The sequence below is a fragment of the Shigella flexneri 2a str. 301 genome, from assembly GCF_000006925.2.
Lineage (GTDB): Bacteria > Pseudomonadota > Gammaproteobacteria > Enterobacterales > Enterobacteriaceae > ECMA0423.
Genome location: NC_004337.2, coordinates 191342 through 207907 on the forward strand (window position 1 = coordinate 191342; position 16566 = coordinate 207907).

17 protein-coding genes are annotated in these 16566 nt (G+C 52.8%); 14 read left to right on the forward strand and 3 right to left on the reverse strand.

Translation table 11 applies throughout. The features are described from left to right. The first annotated feature begins 84 nt into the window (after positions 1-84). The 11 genes from hlpA to tilS all read left to right on the forward strand — a co-directional run bounded on the left by hlpA (position 85) and on the right by tilS (position 13232). Complete coding sequence (gene hlpA / locus SF0168; RefSeq protein NP_706123.1) at positions 85-570, forward strand: periplasmic chaperone; 486 nt, start codon at positions 85-87, stop codon at positions 568-570. A 3-nt stretch (positions 571-573) separates the two neighbouring features. Then, the gene (gene lpxD, locus SF0169) at positions 574-1599 is read left to right on the forward strand and encodes a UDP-3-O-[3-hydroxymyristoyl] glucosamine N-acyltransferase (RefSeq protein ID NP_706124.1); all 1026 of its coding nucleotides are present in this window, start codon (positions 574-576) and stop codon (positions 1597-1599) included. A 104-nt stretch (positions 1600-1703) separates the two neighbouring features. Then, positions 1704-2159, forward strand: a complete 456-nt coding sequence (gene fabZ / locus SF0170) for a (3R)-hydroxymyristoyl-ACP dehydratase (protein ID NP_706125.2) — start codon at positions 1704-1706, stop codon at positions 2157-2159. 3 nt (positions 2160-2162) lie between these two features. Beyond that, the gene (lpxA, locus tag SF0171; RefSeq protein ID NP_706126.1) at positions 2163-2951 is read left to right on the forward strand and encodes an acyl-[acyl-carrier-protein]--UDP-N-acetylglucosamine O-acyltransferase; all 789 of its coding nucleotides are present in this window, start codon (positions 2163-2165) and stop codon (positions 2949-2951) included. Beyond that, complete coding sequence (gene lpxB / locus SF0172; protein ID NP_706127.2) at positions 2951-4099, forward strand: lipid-A-disaccharide synthase; 1149 nt, start codon at positions 2951-2953, stop codon at positions 4097-4099. The genes lpxA and lpxB overlap by 1 nt, the downstream gene beginning before the upstream one ends. Further along, complete coding sequence (gene rnhB / locus SF0173; RefSeq protein NP_706128.1) at positions 4096-4692, forward strand: ribonuclease HII; 597 nt, start codon at positions 4096-4098, stop codon at positions 4690-4692. Before lpxB ends, rnhB begins: the two co-directional genes overlap by 4 nt. 36 nt (positions 4693-4728) lie before the next feature. After that, positions 4729-8211 (forward strand): DNA polymerase III subunit alpha, encoded by a 3483-nt coding sequence (gene dnaE / locus SF0174; RefSeq protein ID NP_706129.1) that lies wholly within the window; start codon positions 4729-4731, stop codon positions 8209-8211. A gap of 12 nt (positions 8212-8223) precedes the next feature. Further along, complete coding sequence (accA, locus tag SF0175) at positions 8224-9183, forward strand: acetyl-CoA carboxylase carboxyltransferase subunit alpha (RefSeq protein NP_706130.1); 960 nt, start codon at positions 8224-8226, stop codon at positions 9181-9183. A 98-nt stretch (positions 9184-9281) separates the two neighbouring features. Beyond that, entirely contained in the window at positions 9282-11423 is a 2142-nt protein-coding gene (gene ldcC, locus SF0176; protein NP_706131.1) for a lysine decarboxylase LdcC, read from the forward strand. 29 nt (positions 11424-11452) lie between these two features. Beyond that, positions 11453-11869 (forward strand): hypothetical protein, encoded by a 417-nt coding sequence (gene yaeR, locus SF0177; RefSeq protein ID NP_706132.3) that lies wholly within the window; start codon positions 11453-11455, stop codon positions 11867-11869. 64 nt (positions 11870-11933) lie between these two features. Next, positions 11934-13232 carry a tRNA(Ile)-lysidine synthetase gene (gene tilS, locus SF0178; protein ID NP_706133.1) on the forward strand — a complete coding sequence of 433 codons (1299 nt, stop codon included), beginning with the start codon at positions 11934-11936 and terminating at the stop codon, positions 13230-13232. Between the two features lie 48 nt (positions 13233-13280). On the opposite strand, the gene yaeO is transcribed toward tilS, so the two are convergent. Continuing rightward, positions 13281-13541: a Rho-binding antiterminator gene (gene yaeO, locus SF0179; RefSeq protein NP_706134.1), complete on the reverse strand. Its 261-nt coding sequence runs from the start codon at positions 13539-13541 to the stop codon at positions 13281-13283. Continuing rightward, complete coding sequence (gene yaeP, locus SF0180; protein NP_706135.1) at positions 13528-13746, reverse strand: hypothetical protein; 219 nt, start codon at positions 13744-13746, stop codon at positions 13528-13530. Before yaeP ends, yaeO begins: the two co-directional genes overlap by 14 nt. Before the next feature lie 147 nt (positions 13747-13893). Between yaeP and yaeQ the strand changes: the two genes are divergently transcribed. Genes yaeQ through cutF form a run of 3 tightly spaced genes read left to right on the forward strand, consistent with a single transcriptional unit; the run spans position 13894 to position 15582 of the window. Next, entirely contained in the window at positions 13894-14439 is a 546-nt protein-coding gene (yaeQ, locus tag SF0181; protein NP_706136.1) for a hypothetical protein, read from the forward strand. Beyond that, positions 14436-14858 carry a hypothetical protein gene (gene yaeJ / locus SF0182; protein NP_706137.1) on the forward strand — a complete coding sequence of 141 codons (423 nt, stop codon included), beginning with the start codon at positions 14436-14438 and terminating at the stop codon, positions 14856-14858. The genes yaeQ and yaeJ overlap by 4 nt, the downstream gene beginning before the upstream one ends. A 13-nt stretch (positions 14859-14871) precedes the next feature. After that, the gene (gene cutF, locus SF0183) at positions 14872-15582 is read left to right on the forward strand and encodes a copper homeostasis and adhesion lipoprotein (RefSeq protein NP_706138.1); all 711 of its coding nucleotides are present in this window, start codon (positions 14872-14874) and stop codon (positions 15580-15582) included. Between the two features lie 154 nt (positions 15583-15736). On the opposite strand, the gene yaeF is transcribed toward cutF, so the two are convergent. After that, positions 15737-16561 carry a hypothetical protein gene (gene yaeF, locus SF0184; protein ID NP_706139.2) on the reverse strand — a complete coding sequence of 275 codons (825 nt, stop codon included), beginning with the start codon at positions 16559-16561 and terminating at the stop codon, positions 15737-15739. Between the last annotated feature and the right edge of the window lie 5 nt (positions 16562-16566).

Sequence of the window (16566 nt, forward strand, 5' to 3'; positions counted from 1 at the left end):
TGACTTTAGGCGATCAATATAAGATCGCCGGGCCACGCAAAGAACTGCACCCTCCGGTGCAAATGGGATGGTAAGGAGTTTATTGTGAAAAAGTGGTTATTAGCTGCAGGTCTTGGTTTAGCACTGGCAACTTCTGCTCAGGCGGCTGACAAAATTGCAATCGTCAATATGGGCAGCCTGTTCCAGCAGGTAGCGCAGAAAACCGGTGTTTCTAACACGCTGGAAAATGAGTTCAAAGGCCGTGCCAGCGAACTGCAGCGTATGGAAACCGATCTGCAGGCTAAAATGAAAAAACTGCAGTCCATGAAAGCGGGCAGCGATCGCACCAAACTGGAAAAAGACGTGATGGCTCAGCGCCAGACTTTTGCTCAGAAAGCGCAGGCTTTTGAGCAGGATCGCGCACGTCGTTCCAACGAAGAACGCGGCAAACTGGTTACTCGTATCCAGACTGCTGTGAAATCCGTTGCCAACAGCCAGGATATCGATCTGGTTGTTGATGCAAACGCCGTTGCTTACAACAGCAGCGATGTAAAAGACATCACTGCCGACGTACTGAAACAGGTTAAATAAGTAATGCCTTCAATTCGACTGGCTGATTTAGCGCAGCAGTTGGATGCAGAACTACACGGTGATGGCGATATCGTCATCACCGGCGTTGCGTCCATGCAATCTGCACAAACAGGTCACATTACGTTCATGGTTAACCCAAAATACCGTGAGCATTTAGGCTTGTGCCAGGCGTCCGCGGTTGTCATGACCCAGGACGATCTTCCTTTCGCGAAAAGTGCCGCGCTGGTAGTGAAGAATCCCTACCTGACTTACGCGCGCATGGCGCAAATTTTAGATACCACGCCGCAGCCCGCGCAGAACATTGCACCCAGTGCGGTGATCGACGCGACGGCGAAGCTGGGTAACAACGTATCGATTGGCGCTAACGCGGTGATTGAGTCCGGCGTTGAACTGGGCGATAACGTGATTATCGGTGCCGGTTGCTTCGTAGGTAAAAACAGCAAAATCGGTGCAGGTTCGCGTCTCTGGGCGAACGTAACCATTTACCATGAGATCCAGATCGGTCAGAATTGCCTGATCCAGTCCGGAACAGTGGTAGGCGCAGACGGCTTTGGTTATGCCAACGATCGTGGTAACTGGGTGAAGATCCCACAGATTGGTCGCGTAATTATTGGCGATCGCGTGGAGATCGGTGCCTGCACAACCATCGATCGCGGCGCGCTGGATGACACTGTTATTGGCAATGGCGTGATCATTGATAACCAGTGCCAGATTGCACATAACGTCGTGATTGGCGACAATACGGCGGTTGCCGGTGGCGTCATTATGGCGGGCAGCCTGAAAATTGGTCGTTACTGCATGATCGGCGGAGCCAGCGTAATCAACGGGCATATGGAAATATGCGACAAAGTGACGGTTACGGGCATGGGTATGGTGATGCGTCCCATCACTGAACCAGGCGTCTATTCCTCAGGCATTCCGCTGCAACCCAACAAAGTCTGGCGCAAAACCGCTGCACTGGTGATGAACATTGATGACATGAGCAAGCGTCTGAAATCGCTTGAGCGCAAGGTTAATCAACAAGACTAACGTTCCATCTTTTGTTCGCCAAACTTTACGGCCTGTCTCATTCTTACGATTGCGGCAGGCCGTGTTATTATTGTCGTTTCTTATATTTTGACAGGAAGAGTATCTTGACTACTAACACTCATACTCTGCAGATTGAAGAGATTTTAGAACTTCTGCCGCACCGTTTCCCGTTCTTACTGGTGGATCGCGTGCTGGATTTTGAAGAAGGTCGTTTTCTGCGCGCAGTAAAAAATGTCTCTGTCAATGAGCCATTCTTCCAGGGCCATTTCCCTGGAAAACCGATTTTCCCGGGTGTGCTGATTCTGGAAGCAATGGCACAGGCAACAGGTATTCTGGCGTTTAAAAGCGTAGGAAAACTGGAACCGGGTGAGCTGTACTACTTCGCTGGTATTGACGAAGCGCGCTTCAAGCGCCCGGTCGTGCCTGGCGATCAAATGATCATGGAAGTCACTTTCGAAAAAACGCGCCGCGGCCTGACCCGTTTTAAAGGGGTTGCTCTGGTCGATGGTAAAGTAGTTTGCGAAGCAACGATGATGTGTGCTCGTAGCCGGGAGGCCTGATACGTGATTGATAAATCCGCCTTTGTGCATCCAACCGCCATTGTGGAAGAGGGCGCGTCAATTGGCGCGAACGCACACATTGGTCCTTTTTGTATCGTTGGACCCCATGTCGAAATTGGTGAGGGTACCGTACTGAAATCTCACGTTGTCGTGAATGGTCATACTAAAATTGGCCGCGATAATGAGATTTATCAGTTTGCCTCCATCGGCGAAGTTAACCAGGATTTGAAATATGCTGGCGAACCGACCCGTGTGGAAATCGGCGATCGTAACCGCATTCGCGAAAGCGTCACCATTCATCGTGGCACAGTCCAGGGCGGTGGATTGACGAAGGTGGGCAGCGACAACTTACTGATGATCAACGCGCACATTGCGCACGATTGTACGGTAGGTAACCGCTGTATTCTCGCCAACAACGCAACGCTGGCGGGTCACGTATCGGTTGACGACTTCGCGATCATCGGCGGCATGACCGCAGTCCATCAGTTCTGCATCATTGGTGCGCATGTGATGGTTGGCGGCTGCTCCGGTGTGGCGCAGGACGTCCCTCCTTATGTTATTGCGCAGGGTAACCACGCAACGCCGTTCGGTGTCAATATCGAAGGGCTGAAGCGCCGCGGATTCAGCCGTGAGGCGATTACCGCTATCCGCAATGCGTATAAGCTAATTTATCGTAGCGGTAAAACGCTCGATGAAGTGAAACCGGAAATTGCTGAACTGGCGGAAACATATCCGGAAGTGAAAGCCTTTACCGATTTCTTTGCACGCTCAACGCGCGGTCTGATTCGTTAATGACTGACCAGCGTCCATTAACGATTGCCCTGGTCGCCGGAGAAACCTCCGGCGATATCCTGGGGGCCGGTTTAATCCGCGCTCTGAAAGAACGTGTGCCCAACGCCCGCTTTGTTGGTGTTGCCGGGCCACGAATGCAGGCTGAAGGCTGCGAAGCCTGGTACGAAATGGAAGAACTGGCGGTGATGGGCATTGTTGAAGTGCTCGGTCGTCTGCGTCGCTTACTGCATATTCGTGCCGATCTGACAAAGCGTTTTGGCGAACTGAAGCCAGATGTTTTTGTTGGTATTGATGCGCCCGACTTCAATATTACTCTTGAAGGTAACCTCAAAAAGCAGGGTATCAAAACCATTCATTACGTCAGTCCATCCGTCTGGGCGTGGCGACAGAAACGCGTTTTCAAAATAGGCAGAGCCACCGATCTGGTGCTCGCATTTCTGCCTTTCGAAAAAGCGTTTTATGACAAATACAATGTACCGTGCCGCTTTATCGGTCATACCATGGCTGATGCCATGCCGTTAGATCCAGATAAAAATGGTGCCCGTGATGTGCTGGGGATCCCTTACGATGCCCACTGTCTGGCATTGTTGCCGGGCAGCCGTGGTGCAGAAGTCGAAATGCTTAGTGCCGATTTCTTGAAAACTGCCCAGCTTTTGCGCCAGACATATCCGGATCTCGAAATCGTGGTGCCGCTGGTGAATGCCAAACGCCGCGAGCAGTTTGAACGCATCAAAGCTGAAGTCGCGCCAGACCTGTCGGTTCATTTGCTGGATGGAATGGGCCGTGAGGCGATGGTCGCCAGCGATGCGGCACTACTGGCGTCGGGGACGGCAGCCCTGGAGTGTATGCTGGCGAAATGCCCGATGGTGGTGGGATATCGCATGAAGCCTTTTACCTTCTGGTTGGCGAAGCGGCTGGTGAAAACTGATTATGTCTCGCTGCCAAATCTGCTGGCGGGCAGAGAGTTAGTCAAAGAGTTATTGCAGGAAGAGTGTGAGCCGCAAAAACTGGCTGCGGCGCTGTTACCGCTGTTGGCGAACGGGAAAACCAGCCACGCGATGCACGATACCTTCCGTGAACTGCATCAGCAGATCCGCTGCAATGCCGATGAGCAGGCGGCACAAGCCGTTCTGGAGTTAGCACAATGATCGAATTTGTTTATCCGCACACGCAGCTGGTTGCGGGTGTGGATGAAGTCGGACGCGGGCCGTTAGTTGGCGCGGTCGTCACCGCTGCGGTGATCCTTGACCCGGCGCGCCCGATTGCCGGGCTGAATGATTCCAAAAAGCTGAGCGAAAAACGCCGTCTGGCGCTCTATGAAGAGATCAAAGAGAAAGCGTTGAGCTGGAGTCTGGGCCGCGCGGAACCCCACGAAATCGACGAGCTGAACATTCTTCATGCGACCATGCTGGCGATGCAGCGTGCCGTCGCTGGGCTGCATATTGCGCCGGAATATGTGTTGATTGATGGTAACCGCTGCCCGAAATTACCGATGCCTGCGATGGCTGTGGTGAAAGGGGATAGCCGCGTACCAGAAATCAGTGCCGCGTCTATCCTGGCGAAAGTGACGCGTGACGCCGAAATGGCGGCGCTGGATATTGTTTTCCCGCAATATGGTTTTGCCCAACATAAAGGGTATCCAACCGCTTTTCATCTGGAAAAACTGGCTGAATATGGCGCGACTGAACATCATCGTCGCAGCTTTGGGCCTGTCAAACGCGCACTGGGACTTGCGTCCTGATTCTTGTGTCGAGATTAAGTAAACCGGAATCTGAAGATGTCTGAACCACGTTTCGTACACCTGCGGGTGCACAGCGACTACTCGATGATCGATGGCTTGGCCAAAACCGCACCGCTGGTAAAAAAGGCGGCGGCGTTGGGTATGCCAGCACTGGCGATCACCGATTTCACCAACCTTTGCGGTCTGGTGAAGTTCTACGGAGCGGGACATGGCGCAGGGATTAAGCCTATCGTCGGGGCAGATTTTAATGTCCAGTGCGACCTGCTGGGTGATGAGTTAACCCACCTGACGGTACTGGCGGCGAACAATACCGGCTATCAGAATCTGGCGTTGCTGATCTCAAAAGCGTATCAGCGCGGGTACGGTGCCGCCGGGCCGATCATCGATCGCGACTGGCTTATCGAATTAAACGAAGGGTTGATCCTTCTTTCCGGCGGGCGCATGGGCGACGTCGGACGCAGTCTTTTGCGTGGTAACAGCGCGCTGGTAGATGAGTGTGTCGCGTTTTATGAAGAACACTTCCCGGATCGCTATTTTCTCGAGCTGATCCGCACCGGCAGGCCGGATGAAGAAAGCTATCTGCACGCGGCGGTGGAACTGGCGGAAGCGCGCGGTTTGCCCGTCGTGGCGACTAACGATGTGCGCTTTATCGACAGCAGCGACTTTGACGCACACGAAATCCGCGTCGCGATCCACGACGGCTTTACCCTCGACGATCCTAAACGCCCGCGTAACTATTCGCCGCAGCAATATATGCGTAGCGAAGAGGAGATGTGTGAGCTGTTTGCCGACATCCCAGAAGCCCTTGCCAACACCGTTGAGATCGCCAAACGCTGTAACGTAACTGTGCGTCTTGGTGAATACTTCCTGCCGCAGTTCCCGACCGGGGACATGAGCACCGAAGATTATCTGGTCAAGCGTGCAAAAGAAGGCCTGGAAGAGCGTCTGGCATTTTTATTCCCTGACGAGGAAGAACGTCTTAAACGCCGCCCGGAATATGACGAACGTCTGGAGACTGAACTTCAGGTTATCAACCAGATGGGCTTCCCGGGCTACTTCCTCATCGTTATGGAATTTATCCAGTGGTCGAAAGATAACGGCGTACCGGTAGGGCCAGGCCGTGGCTCCGGTGCGGGTTCACTGGTGGCCTACGCGCTGAAAATCACCGACCTCGATCCGCTGGAATTTGACCTGCTGTTCGAACGTTTCCTTAACCCGGAACGTGTCTCCATGCCTGACTTCGACGTTGACTTCTGTATGGAGAAACGCGATCAGGTTATCGAACACGTGGCGGACATGTACGGTCGTGATGCGGTATCGCAGATTATCACCTTCGGTACGATGGCGGCGAAAGCGGTGATCCGCGACGTAGGCCGCGTGCTGGGGCATCCGTACGGCTTTGTCGACCGTATCTCGAAACTGATCCCGCCCGATCCGGGGATGACGCTGGCGAAAGCGTTTGAAGCCGAGCCGCAGCTGCCGGAAATCTACGAAGCGGATGAAGAAGTTAAGGCGCTGATCGACATGGCGCGCAAACTGGAAGGGGTCACCCGTAACGCCGGTAAGCACGCCGGTGGGGTGGTTATCGCGCCGACCAAAATTACCGATTTTGCGCCGCTTTATTGCGATGAAGAGGGCAAACATCCGGTCACCCAGTTTGATAAAAGCGACGTTGAATACGCCGGACTGGTGAAGTTCGACTTCCTTGGTTTGCGTACGCTCACCATCATCAACTGGGCGCTGGAGATGATCAACAAGCGGCGGGCGAAGAATGGCGAGCCACCGCTGGATATCGCCGCGATCCCGCTGGATGACAAGAAAAGCTTCGACATGCTGCAACGCTCGGAAACCACGGCGGTATTCCAGCTTGAATCGCGCGGCATGAAGGACCTGATCAAGCGTCTGCAACCTGACTGCTTCGAAGATATGATCGCACTGGTGGCACTGTTCCGCCCTGGTCCGTTGCAGTCAGGGATGGTGGATAACTTTATCGACCGTAAACATGGTCGTGAAGAGATCTCCTATCCGGACGTGCAGTGGCAGCATGAAAGCCTGAAATCGGTACTGGAGCCAACCTACGGCATTATCTTGTATCAGGAACAGGTCATGCAGATTGCCCAGGTGCTTTCTGGTTATACCCTCGGTGGCGCGGATATGCTGCGCCGTGCGATGGGTAAGAAAAAGCCGGAAGAGATGGCTAAGCAGCGTTCTGTATTTGCTGAAGGTGCAGAAAAGAACGGAATCAACGCCGAACTGGCGATGAAAATCTTCGACCTGGTGGAGAAATTCGCGGGTTACGGATTTAACAAATCGCACTCTGCGGCCTATGCTTTGGTGTCATATCAAACGTTATGGCTGAAAGCGCACTATCCGGCGGAGTTTATGGCGGCGGTAATGACCGCCGATATGGACAACACCGAGAAGGTGGTGGGCCTGGTGGATGAGTGCTGGCGGATGGGGCTGAAAATCCTGCCACCAGATATAAACTCCGGTCTTTACCATTTCCACGTCAACGACGACGGCGAAATCGTGTATGGTATTGGCGCCATCAAAGGGGTAGGTGAAGGTCCGATTGAGGCCATCATCGAAGCCCGTAATAAAGGCGGCTACTTCCGCGAACTGTTTGATCTCTGCGCCCGTACCGACACCAAAAAGTTAAACCGGCGGGTGCTGGAAAAACTGATCATGTCCGGGGCGTTTGACCGTCTTGGGCCACACCGCGCGGCGCTGATGAACTCGCTGGGTGATGCGTTAAAAGCGGCAGATCAACACGCGAAAGCGGAAGCTATCGGTCAGGCCGATATGTTCGGCGTGCTGGCCGAAGAGCCGGAACAAATTGAACAATCCTACGCCAGCTGCCAACCGTGGCCGGAGCAGGTGGTATTAGATGGGGAACGTGAAACGTTAGGCCTGTACCTGACCGGACACCCTATCAACCAGTATTTAAAAGAGATTGAGCGTTATGTCGGAGGCGTAAGGCTGAAAGACATGCACCCGACAGAACGTGGTAAAGTCATCACGGCTGCGGGGCTCGTTGTTGCCGCGCGGGTTATGGTCACCAAGCGCGGCAATCGTATCGGTATCTGCACGCTGGATGACCGTTCCGGGCGGCTGGAAGTGATGTTGTTTACTGACGCCCTGGATAAATACCAGCAATTGCTGGAAAAAGACCGCATACTTATCGTCAGCGGACAGGTCAGCTTTGATGACTTCAGCGGTGGGCTTAAAATGACCGCTCGCGAAGTGATGGATATTGACGAAGCCCGGGAAAAATATGCTCGCGGGCTTGCTATCTCGCTGACGGACAGGCAAATTGATGACCAGCTTTTAAACCGACTCCGTCAGTCTCTGGAACCCCACCGCTCTGGGACAATTCCAGTACATCTCTACTATCAGAGGGCGGATGCACGCGCGCGGTTGCGTTTTGGCGCGACGTGGCGTGTCTCTCCGAGCGATCGTTTATTAAACGATCTCCGTGGCCTCATTGGTTCGGAGCAGGTGGAACTGGAGTTTGACTAATACAGGAATACTATGAGTCTGAATTTCCTTGATTTTGAACAGCCGATTGCAGAGCTGGAAGCGAAAATCGATTCTCTGACTGCGGTTAGCCGTCAGGATGAGAAACTGGATATTAACATCGATGAAGAAGTGCATCGTCTGCGTGAAAAAAGCGTAGAACTGACGCGTAAAATCTTCGCCGATCTCGGTGCATGGCAGATTGCGCAACTGGCACGCCATCCGCAGCGTCCTTATACCCTGGATTACGTTCGCCTGGCATTTGATGAATTTGACGAACTGGCTGGCGACCGTGCGTATGCAGACGATAAAGCTATCGTCGGTGGTATCGCCCGTCTCGATGGTCGTCCGGTGATGATCATTGGTCATCAAAAAGGTCGTGAAACCAAAGAAAAAATTCGCCGTAACTTTGGTATGCCAGCGCCAGAAGGTTACCGCAAAGCACTGCGTCTGATGCAAATGGCTGAACGCTTTAAGATGCCTATCATCACCTTTATCGACACCCCGGGGGCTTATCCTGGCGTGGGCGCAGAAGAGCGTGGTCAGTCTGAAGCCATTGCACGCAACCTGCGTGAAATGTCTCGCCTTGGCGTACCGGTAGTTTGTACGGTTATCGGTGAAGGTGGTTCTGGCGGTGCGCTGGCGATTGGCGTGGGCGATAAAGTGAATATGCTGCAATACAGCACCTATTCCGTTATCTCGCCGGAAGGTTGTGCGTCCATTCTGTGGAAGAGCGCCGACAAAGCGCCGCTGGCGGCTGAAGCGATGGGTATCATCGCTCCGCGTCTGAAAGAGCTGAAACTGATCGACTCCATCATCCCGGAACCGCTGGGCGGCGCTCACCGTAACCCGGAAGCGATGGCGGCATCGTTGAAAGCGCAACTGCTGGCGGATCTGGCCGATCTCGATGTGTTAAGCACTGAAGATTTAAAAAATCGTCGTTATCAGCGCCTGATGAGCTACGGTTACGCGTAATTCGCAAAAGTTCTGAAAAAGGGTCACTTCGGTGGCCCTTTTTTATCGCCACGGTTTGAGCAGGCTATGATTAAGGAAGGATTTTCCAGGAGGAACACATGAACATCATTGCCATTATGGGACCGCATGGCGTCTTTTATAAAGATGAGCCCATCAAAGAACTGGAGTCGGCGCTGGTGGCGCAAGGCTTTCAGATTATCTGGCCACAAAACAGCGTTGATTTGCTGAAATTTATCGAACATAACCCTCGAATTTGCGGCGTGATTTTTGACTGGGATGAGTACAGTCTCGATTTATGCAGCGATATCAATCAACTTAATGAATATCTCCCGCTTTATGCCTTCATCAACACCCACTCGACGATGGATGTCAGCGTGCAGGATATGCGGATGGCGCTCTGGTTTTTTGAATATGCGCTGGGGCAGGCGGAAGATATCGCCATTCGTATGCGTCAGTACACCAACGAATATCTTGATAACATTACGCCGCCGTTCACGAAAGCCTTGTTTACCTACGTCAAAGAGCGGAAGTACACCTTTTGTACGCCGGGGCATATGGGCGGCACCGCATATCAAAAAAGCCCGGTTGGCTGTCTGTTTTATGATTTTTTCGGCGGGAATACCCTTAAGGCTGATGTCTCTATTTCGGTCACCGAGCTTGGTTCGTTGCTTGACCACACCGGGCCACACCTGGAAGCGGAAGAGTACATCGCGCGGACTTTTGGCGCGGAACAGAGTTATATCGTTACCAACGGAATATCGACGTCGAACAAAATTGTGGGTATGTACGCCGCGCCATCCGGCAGTACGCTGTTGATCGACCGCAACTGCCATAAATCACTGGCGCATCTGTTGATGATGAACGATGTAGTGCCAGTCTGGCTGAAACCGACGCGTAATGCGTTGGGGATTCTGGGGGGGATCCCGCGCCGTGAATTTACTCGCGACAGCATCGAAGAGAAAGTCGCTGCCACTACGCAAGCACAATGGCCGGTTCATGCGGTGATCACCAACTCCACCTATGATGGTTTGCTCTACAACACCGACTGGATCAAACAGACGCTGGATGTCCCGTCGATCCACTTCGATTCCGCCTGGGTGCCGTATACTCATTTTCATCCAATCTACCAGGGTAAAAGTGGTATGAGCGGCGAGCGTGTTGCGGGAAAAGTTTTCTTCGAAACGCAATCGACCCACAAAATGCTGGCGGCGTTATCGCAGGCTTCACTGATCCACATTAAAGGCGAGTATGACGAAGAGGCGTTTAACGAAGCCTTTATGATGCATACCACCACCTCGCCCAGTTATCCCATTGTTGCTTCGGTTAAGACGGCGGCGGCGATGCTGCGTGGTAATCCGGGCAAACGGCTGATTAACCGTTCGGTGGAGCGGGCGCTGCATTTTCGCAAAGAGGTCCAGCGGCTGCGGGAAGAGTCTGACGGTTGGTTTTTCGATATCTGGCAACCGCCGCAGGTGGATGAAGCCGAATGCAGGCCCGTTGCGCCTGGCGAACAATGGCACGGCTTTAACGATGCGGATGCCGATCATATGTTTCTCGATCCGGTTAAAGTCACTATTTTGACACCGGGGATGGACGAACAGGGCAATATGAGTGAGGAGGGGATCCCGGCGGCGCTGGTAGCAAAATTCCTCGACGAACGTGGGATCGTAGTAGAGAAAACCGGCCCTTATAACCTGCTGTTTCTCTTTAGTATTGGCATCGATAAAACCAAAGCAATGGGATTATTGCGTGGGTTGACGGAATTTAAGCGCTCTTACGATCTCAACCTGCGGATCAAAAATATGCTGCCCGATCTCTATGCTGAAGATCCCGATTTCTACCGCAATATGCGTATTCAGGATCTGGCGCAAGGGATCCATAAGCTGATTCGTAAACACGATCTTTCCGGTTTGATGTTGCGGGCATTCGATACTTTGCCGGAAATGATCATGACGCCACATCAGGCATGGCAGAGACAGATTAAAGGTGAAGTAGAAACCATTGCGCTGGAACAACTGGTCGGTAGAGTATCGGCAAATATGATCCTGCCTTATCCACCGGGCGTACCGCTGTTGATGCCAGGAGAAATGCTGACCAAAGAGAGCCGCACGGTACTCGATTTTCTACTGATGCTTTGTTCCGTAGGGCAACATTACCCCGGTTTTGAAACGGATATTCACGGCGCGAAACAGGACGAAGACGGCGTTTACCGCGTACGAGTCCTAAAAATGGCGGGATAACTTGCCAGAGCGGCTTCCGGGCGAGTAACGTGCTGTTAACAAATAAAGGAGACGTTATGCTGGGTTTAAAACAGGTTCACCATATTGCGATTATTGCGACGGATTATGCGGTGAGCAAAGCTTTCTACTGCGATATTCTTGGTTTCACGCTGCAAAGCGAAGTCTATCGCGAAGCGCGCGACTCGTGGAAAGGGGATTTGGCGCTTAATGGGCAATATGTGATTGAGCTTTTCTCTTTTCCGTTCCCGCCGGAGCGCCCCAGCCGACCGGAAGCTTGCGGCCTGCGTCATCTGGCTTTTAGCGTTGATGACATCGATGCGGCAGTGGCGCACCTTGAAAGCCATAACGTGAAGTGTGAAGCCATCCGTGTCGATCCATACACGCAAAAACGCTTCACCTTCTTTAACGATCCGGACGGGCTGCCGTTGGAACTGTATGAGCAGTAAGGCTTGTCATCGCCGCATTTGCCCGGTAACGTGCCGGGCATTGCTACTGTAAAATCGCACCATCATGACACTCACGCTCAATAGACAACTTCTCACCTCACGCCAGATTCTGGTGGCCTTTAGCGGCGGGCTTGACTCCACCGTTCTGCTGCATCAGTTGGTGCAGTGGCGGACGGAAAATCCGGGCGTCACTCTGCGCGCTATTCATGTGCATCACGGTTTAAGTGCCAATGCCGATGCCTGGGTTACGCATTGCGAAAACGTCTGCCAACAGTGGCAGGTGCCGCTGGTGGTCGAACGCGTACAACTTGCGCAAGAGGGGCTGGGGATTGAGGCCCAGGCGCGGCAGGCACGTTATCAGGCATTTGCCCGTACCCTATTGCCCGGCGAAGTGCTGGTCACCGCGCAACATCTCGACGATCAATGTGAAACCTTTCTGCTGGCGCTAAAACGCGGTAGCGGCCCTGCCGGGCTTTCGGCTATGGCGGAAGTTTCGGAGTTTGCTGGAACACGGCTTATCCGCCCGTTGCTTGCCCGCACGCGGGGGGAACTGGAGCAGTGGGCATTGGCGCATGGTTTACGCTGGATTGAAGACGAAAGTAATCAGGACGACTCATACGATCGTAACTTTCTGCGCCTGCGCGTAGTGCCGTTATTGCAGCAGCGTTGGCCGCATTTTGCGGAAGCAACGGCCCGCAGCGCCACACTTTGTGCTGAACAAGAGAGTCTGTTGGATGAACTGCTGGCGGATGATTTAGCACACTGCCAAACGTCGCAGGGGACGCTGCAGATTGCGCCAATGCTGGCGATGAGTGATGCCCGTCGCGCGGCGATTATTCGCCGCTGGCTGGCAGGGCAGAATGCACCGATGCCTTCCCGCGACGCGCTGGTGCGCATCTGGCAGGAAGTGGCGCTGGCGCGGGAAGATGCTTCCCCCTGTTTACGTTTGGGCGCCTTTGAAATCCGCCGCTATCAGTCGCAACTGTGGTGGATTAAATCCATCACCGGGCAAAGCGAAACCATTGTGCTGTGGCAGACGTGGCTACAACCGCTGGAATTACCGGCGGGGCTGGGAACCGTACAGCTTACTGCGGGAGGCGATATTCGCCCTCCGCGTGCAGACGAAGCGGTCAGCGTGCGTTTCAAAGCGCCAGGATTGCTGCATATTGTCGGGCGCAACGGCGGACGTAAGCTGAAGAAAATCTGGCAAGAGTTAGGCGTGCCGCCGTGGCTACGTGACACCACGCCACTGCTGTTTTATGGAGAAACGCTGATTGCGGCGGCAGGGGTATTTGTGACGCAAGAAGGTGTGGCTGAAGGTGAGAATGGCGTAAGTTTTGTCTGGCAGAAAACGCTTAGTTAAGTGAAAGCCGGATAAGACGCATCAAACGTCGCATCCGGCGAAAGTCAATCAGGATTCGCTTACCACCACCGTACCGATTTCAGGGTGGCTAAAGCTGGTAATTTTATCCAGACGCAGCTCGCGGGTTTCGCCAGCGGCCTCGACGACCAGATACTCCACATTTTTGCGGGAGACTAAATCACTGGCTTTTGCCTGCAATTTTTCGCCATCTTTCAGCTCAAGTGTCAGCATTAAATGATGCTGGCAGGCGAGCTCAAGATTATCGTAATCATCACAATTAATTGGTTGATACGTATCATTCATTGACATAATCGCTCACCAGTAAGTTTGCCGCAGCGTATGCTGCTTTTTCCCTGACAGCCTCAGAAAGGGCGTCGTCGGCAGCCATTTCATTCAGCACTTTCAAAACGCAGCCCAGCGCGTCCGGAACGTATCCTAAGTCTCCGCTGGCGATTTCCGCGTACCGCTTGCGTATTAACTCACAATATTTTTCCACATGCCCTCCTGTCAGCACTCTGACTTAACCGTGGATGCAAGTCTAAGCCTACGAAGATAAACTCTGTTTCGCAAGGTGACTATACCACACTCATTTCTGCAATATCAGCGCCGCAACTGCACGTATTCCGTTACAATGGCCTCCTGATTCGAAAGGAGTTTTCTTATGGCGCTTAAAGCGACAATTTATAAAGCGACGGTTAATGTGGCCGATCTCGACCGCAACCAGTTTCTCGATGCCTCTCTGACGCTGGCGCGCCACCCTTCAGAAACCCAGGAGCGTATGATGCTGCGCTTGCTGGCGTGGCTGAAATATGCTGATGAACGTCTGCAATTTACCCGTGGTTTGTGTGCCGATGATGAGCCGGAAGCGTGGCTGCGTAACGATCACCTGGGCATTGATTTGTGGATTGAGCTGGGGCTGCCGGATGAGCGACGAATTAAGAAAGCCTGCACCCAGGCCGCAGAAGTGGCGCTGTTTACCTATAATAGTCGGGCGGCGCAAATCTGGTGGCAGCAAAATCAGAGCAAATGTGTGCAGTTTGCCAATCTTTCCGTCTGGTATCTGGACGATGAACAACTGGCGAAAGTAAGCGCCTTTGCCGATCGTACCATGACGCTGCAGGCAACGATTCAGGATGGTGTTATCTGGTTATCGGATGATAAGAATAATCTGGAAGTTAACTTAACCGCCTGGCAACAACCTTCATGATTGTGATTTCCCGACATGTTGCTATTCCCGATGGTGAGCTTGAGATCACCGCCATTCGTGCGCAGGGCGCTGGCGGGCAGCATGTTAATAAGACCTCAACGGCTATTCATCTGCGTTTTGACATTCGGGCGTCCAGCCTGCCAGAGTATTACAAAGAGCGTCTGCTCGCCGCCAGCCATCATTTGATCAGCAGTGATGGCGTGATTGTCATTAAGGCACAGGAATACCGCAGTCAGGAACTGAACCGCGAAGCCGCTCTGGCCCGGCTGGTGGCAGTGATTAAAGATTTAACAAAAGAACAAAAAGCCCGACGACCCACGCGGCCCACCCGTGCATCGAAAGAGCGCAGGCTGGCATCGAAAGCACAAAAATCAAGCGTGAAGGCGATGCGCGGCAAAGTACGCAGCGGTCGGGAATAAAAAGAAGGAATGGATGGTGAAAAAAGCGATAGTGACAGCGATGGCTGTAATCAGCCTCTTTACTCTGATGGGATGTAATAATCGGGCCGAAGTCGATACGCTTTCTCCGGCGCAGGCTGCCGAACTGAAACCGATGCCGCAAAGTTGGCGCGGCGTGCTACCGTGTGCCGATTGCGAAGGAATCGAAATCTCTCTGTTCCTCGAAAAAGACGGAACATGGGTGATGAATGAGCGTTATCTCGGTGCTCGTGAAGAACCTTCCTCCTTCGCTTCCTACGGTACATGGGCGCGAACCGCTGACAAGCTGGTATTAACCGACAGCAAAGGTGAAAAGTCATATTATCGGGCGAAAGGCGATGCGCTGGAGATGCTCGATCGTGAAGGCAATCCAATTGAATCGCAGTTCAACTATACGCTGGAACCGGCACAATCCAGTTTACCTATGACGCCGATGACCCTGCGAGGCATGTATTTTTATATGGCTGATGCGGCGACCTTCACTGATTGCGCGACCGGAAAACGTTTCATGGTAGCGAATAACGCAGAGCTGGAGCGTAGCTACCTGGCTGCGCGCGGTCACAGTGAAAAACCGGTGTTACTGTCAGTAGAAGGTCACTTTACGCTTGAGGCTAATCCGGATACTGGTGCGCCAACCAAAGTATTAGCGCCCGATACGGCGGGTAAATTTTACCCGAATAAGGATTGCAGTAGTTTGGGGCAGTAAACCTGCTTAAGGCAGAAACAAACGCAAAATTGCCTGATGCGCTGCGCTTATCAGGCCTACAGCATATAATGCAACATTTTGAATTAGCACGATTTTGTAGGCCGGATAAGGCGTTTACGCCGCATCCGGCATTTTGTGCACGAGGCTGGCTTTATCACTGAGTCAGCCCAACAAAGCGACCCGCCTTGATATAAATCCCAGGCTTCAGGTGCCCAACATACTGTAACTGCGTTTCTGGCTTAAACGCAGAGACATCACCAATACGCATATGCATCAGATCGGCAGGGCTAATCCAGCCCGATTGCGCCAGTGTAAGTGGATGCCCGGATTTGGCAAATGCATCAGTGACAAATTCCGAACAAAACCACGACTTTTTGTCTCCTTCGCACACACTGCTTAACTGCGCTTTCGCCAGGTCGCTGACGCACTGTTGGCGAAAATCCTCGGAGAACGGATTCAGTGAGCACATCTGGCGAGTCACCATAAAGGGAATAAATTCGACAATGCCGCGATAGTTATAACCGCTATCTTTGATTTTATTGGCAAACGCGGTGATATCTGTGGCTTGTTGCGGGGTAAGATCCGGGACTCGTAAGACGAAAAGCTTATCACTATGCTTCATCGCTTTTTTAAGGGAAACAATCTGGACGCCAGCGCCTGTCGCTTCTGCAACGTTATTATCACCCAGAAAGATTGCAACGTGACTCACAGAGGAAGTGCTGAAGACGCGGATTCCAAATGAGGTTACCCCAAGGCTTGAGGAGAACAGCAAATCGCCGGGTTTGAGATCAGGTGCCGTTATTTCTTTTATTGATTGTTCGGTGAAAGAGCTTTGATGCTGGAATTTGACAGCCCATGTTTTTGCCTCGGCATCTACTGCTGTGGCTGATGGGTCTGGCTGGCTGATATCAACGGTACAAGCCGAAAGTAAAAGAAAGCTGGGGAGAAGCAGGCGGCAGTACGCCTTTGGTTTATCCATTTTAT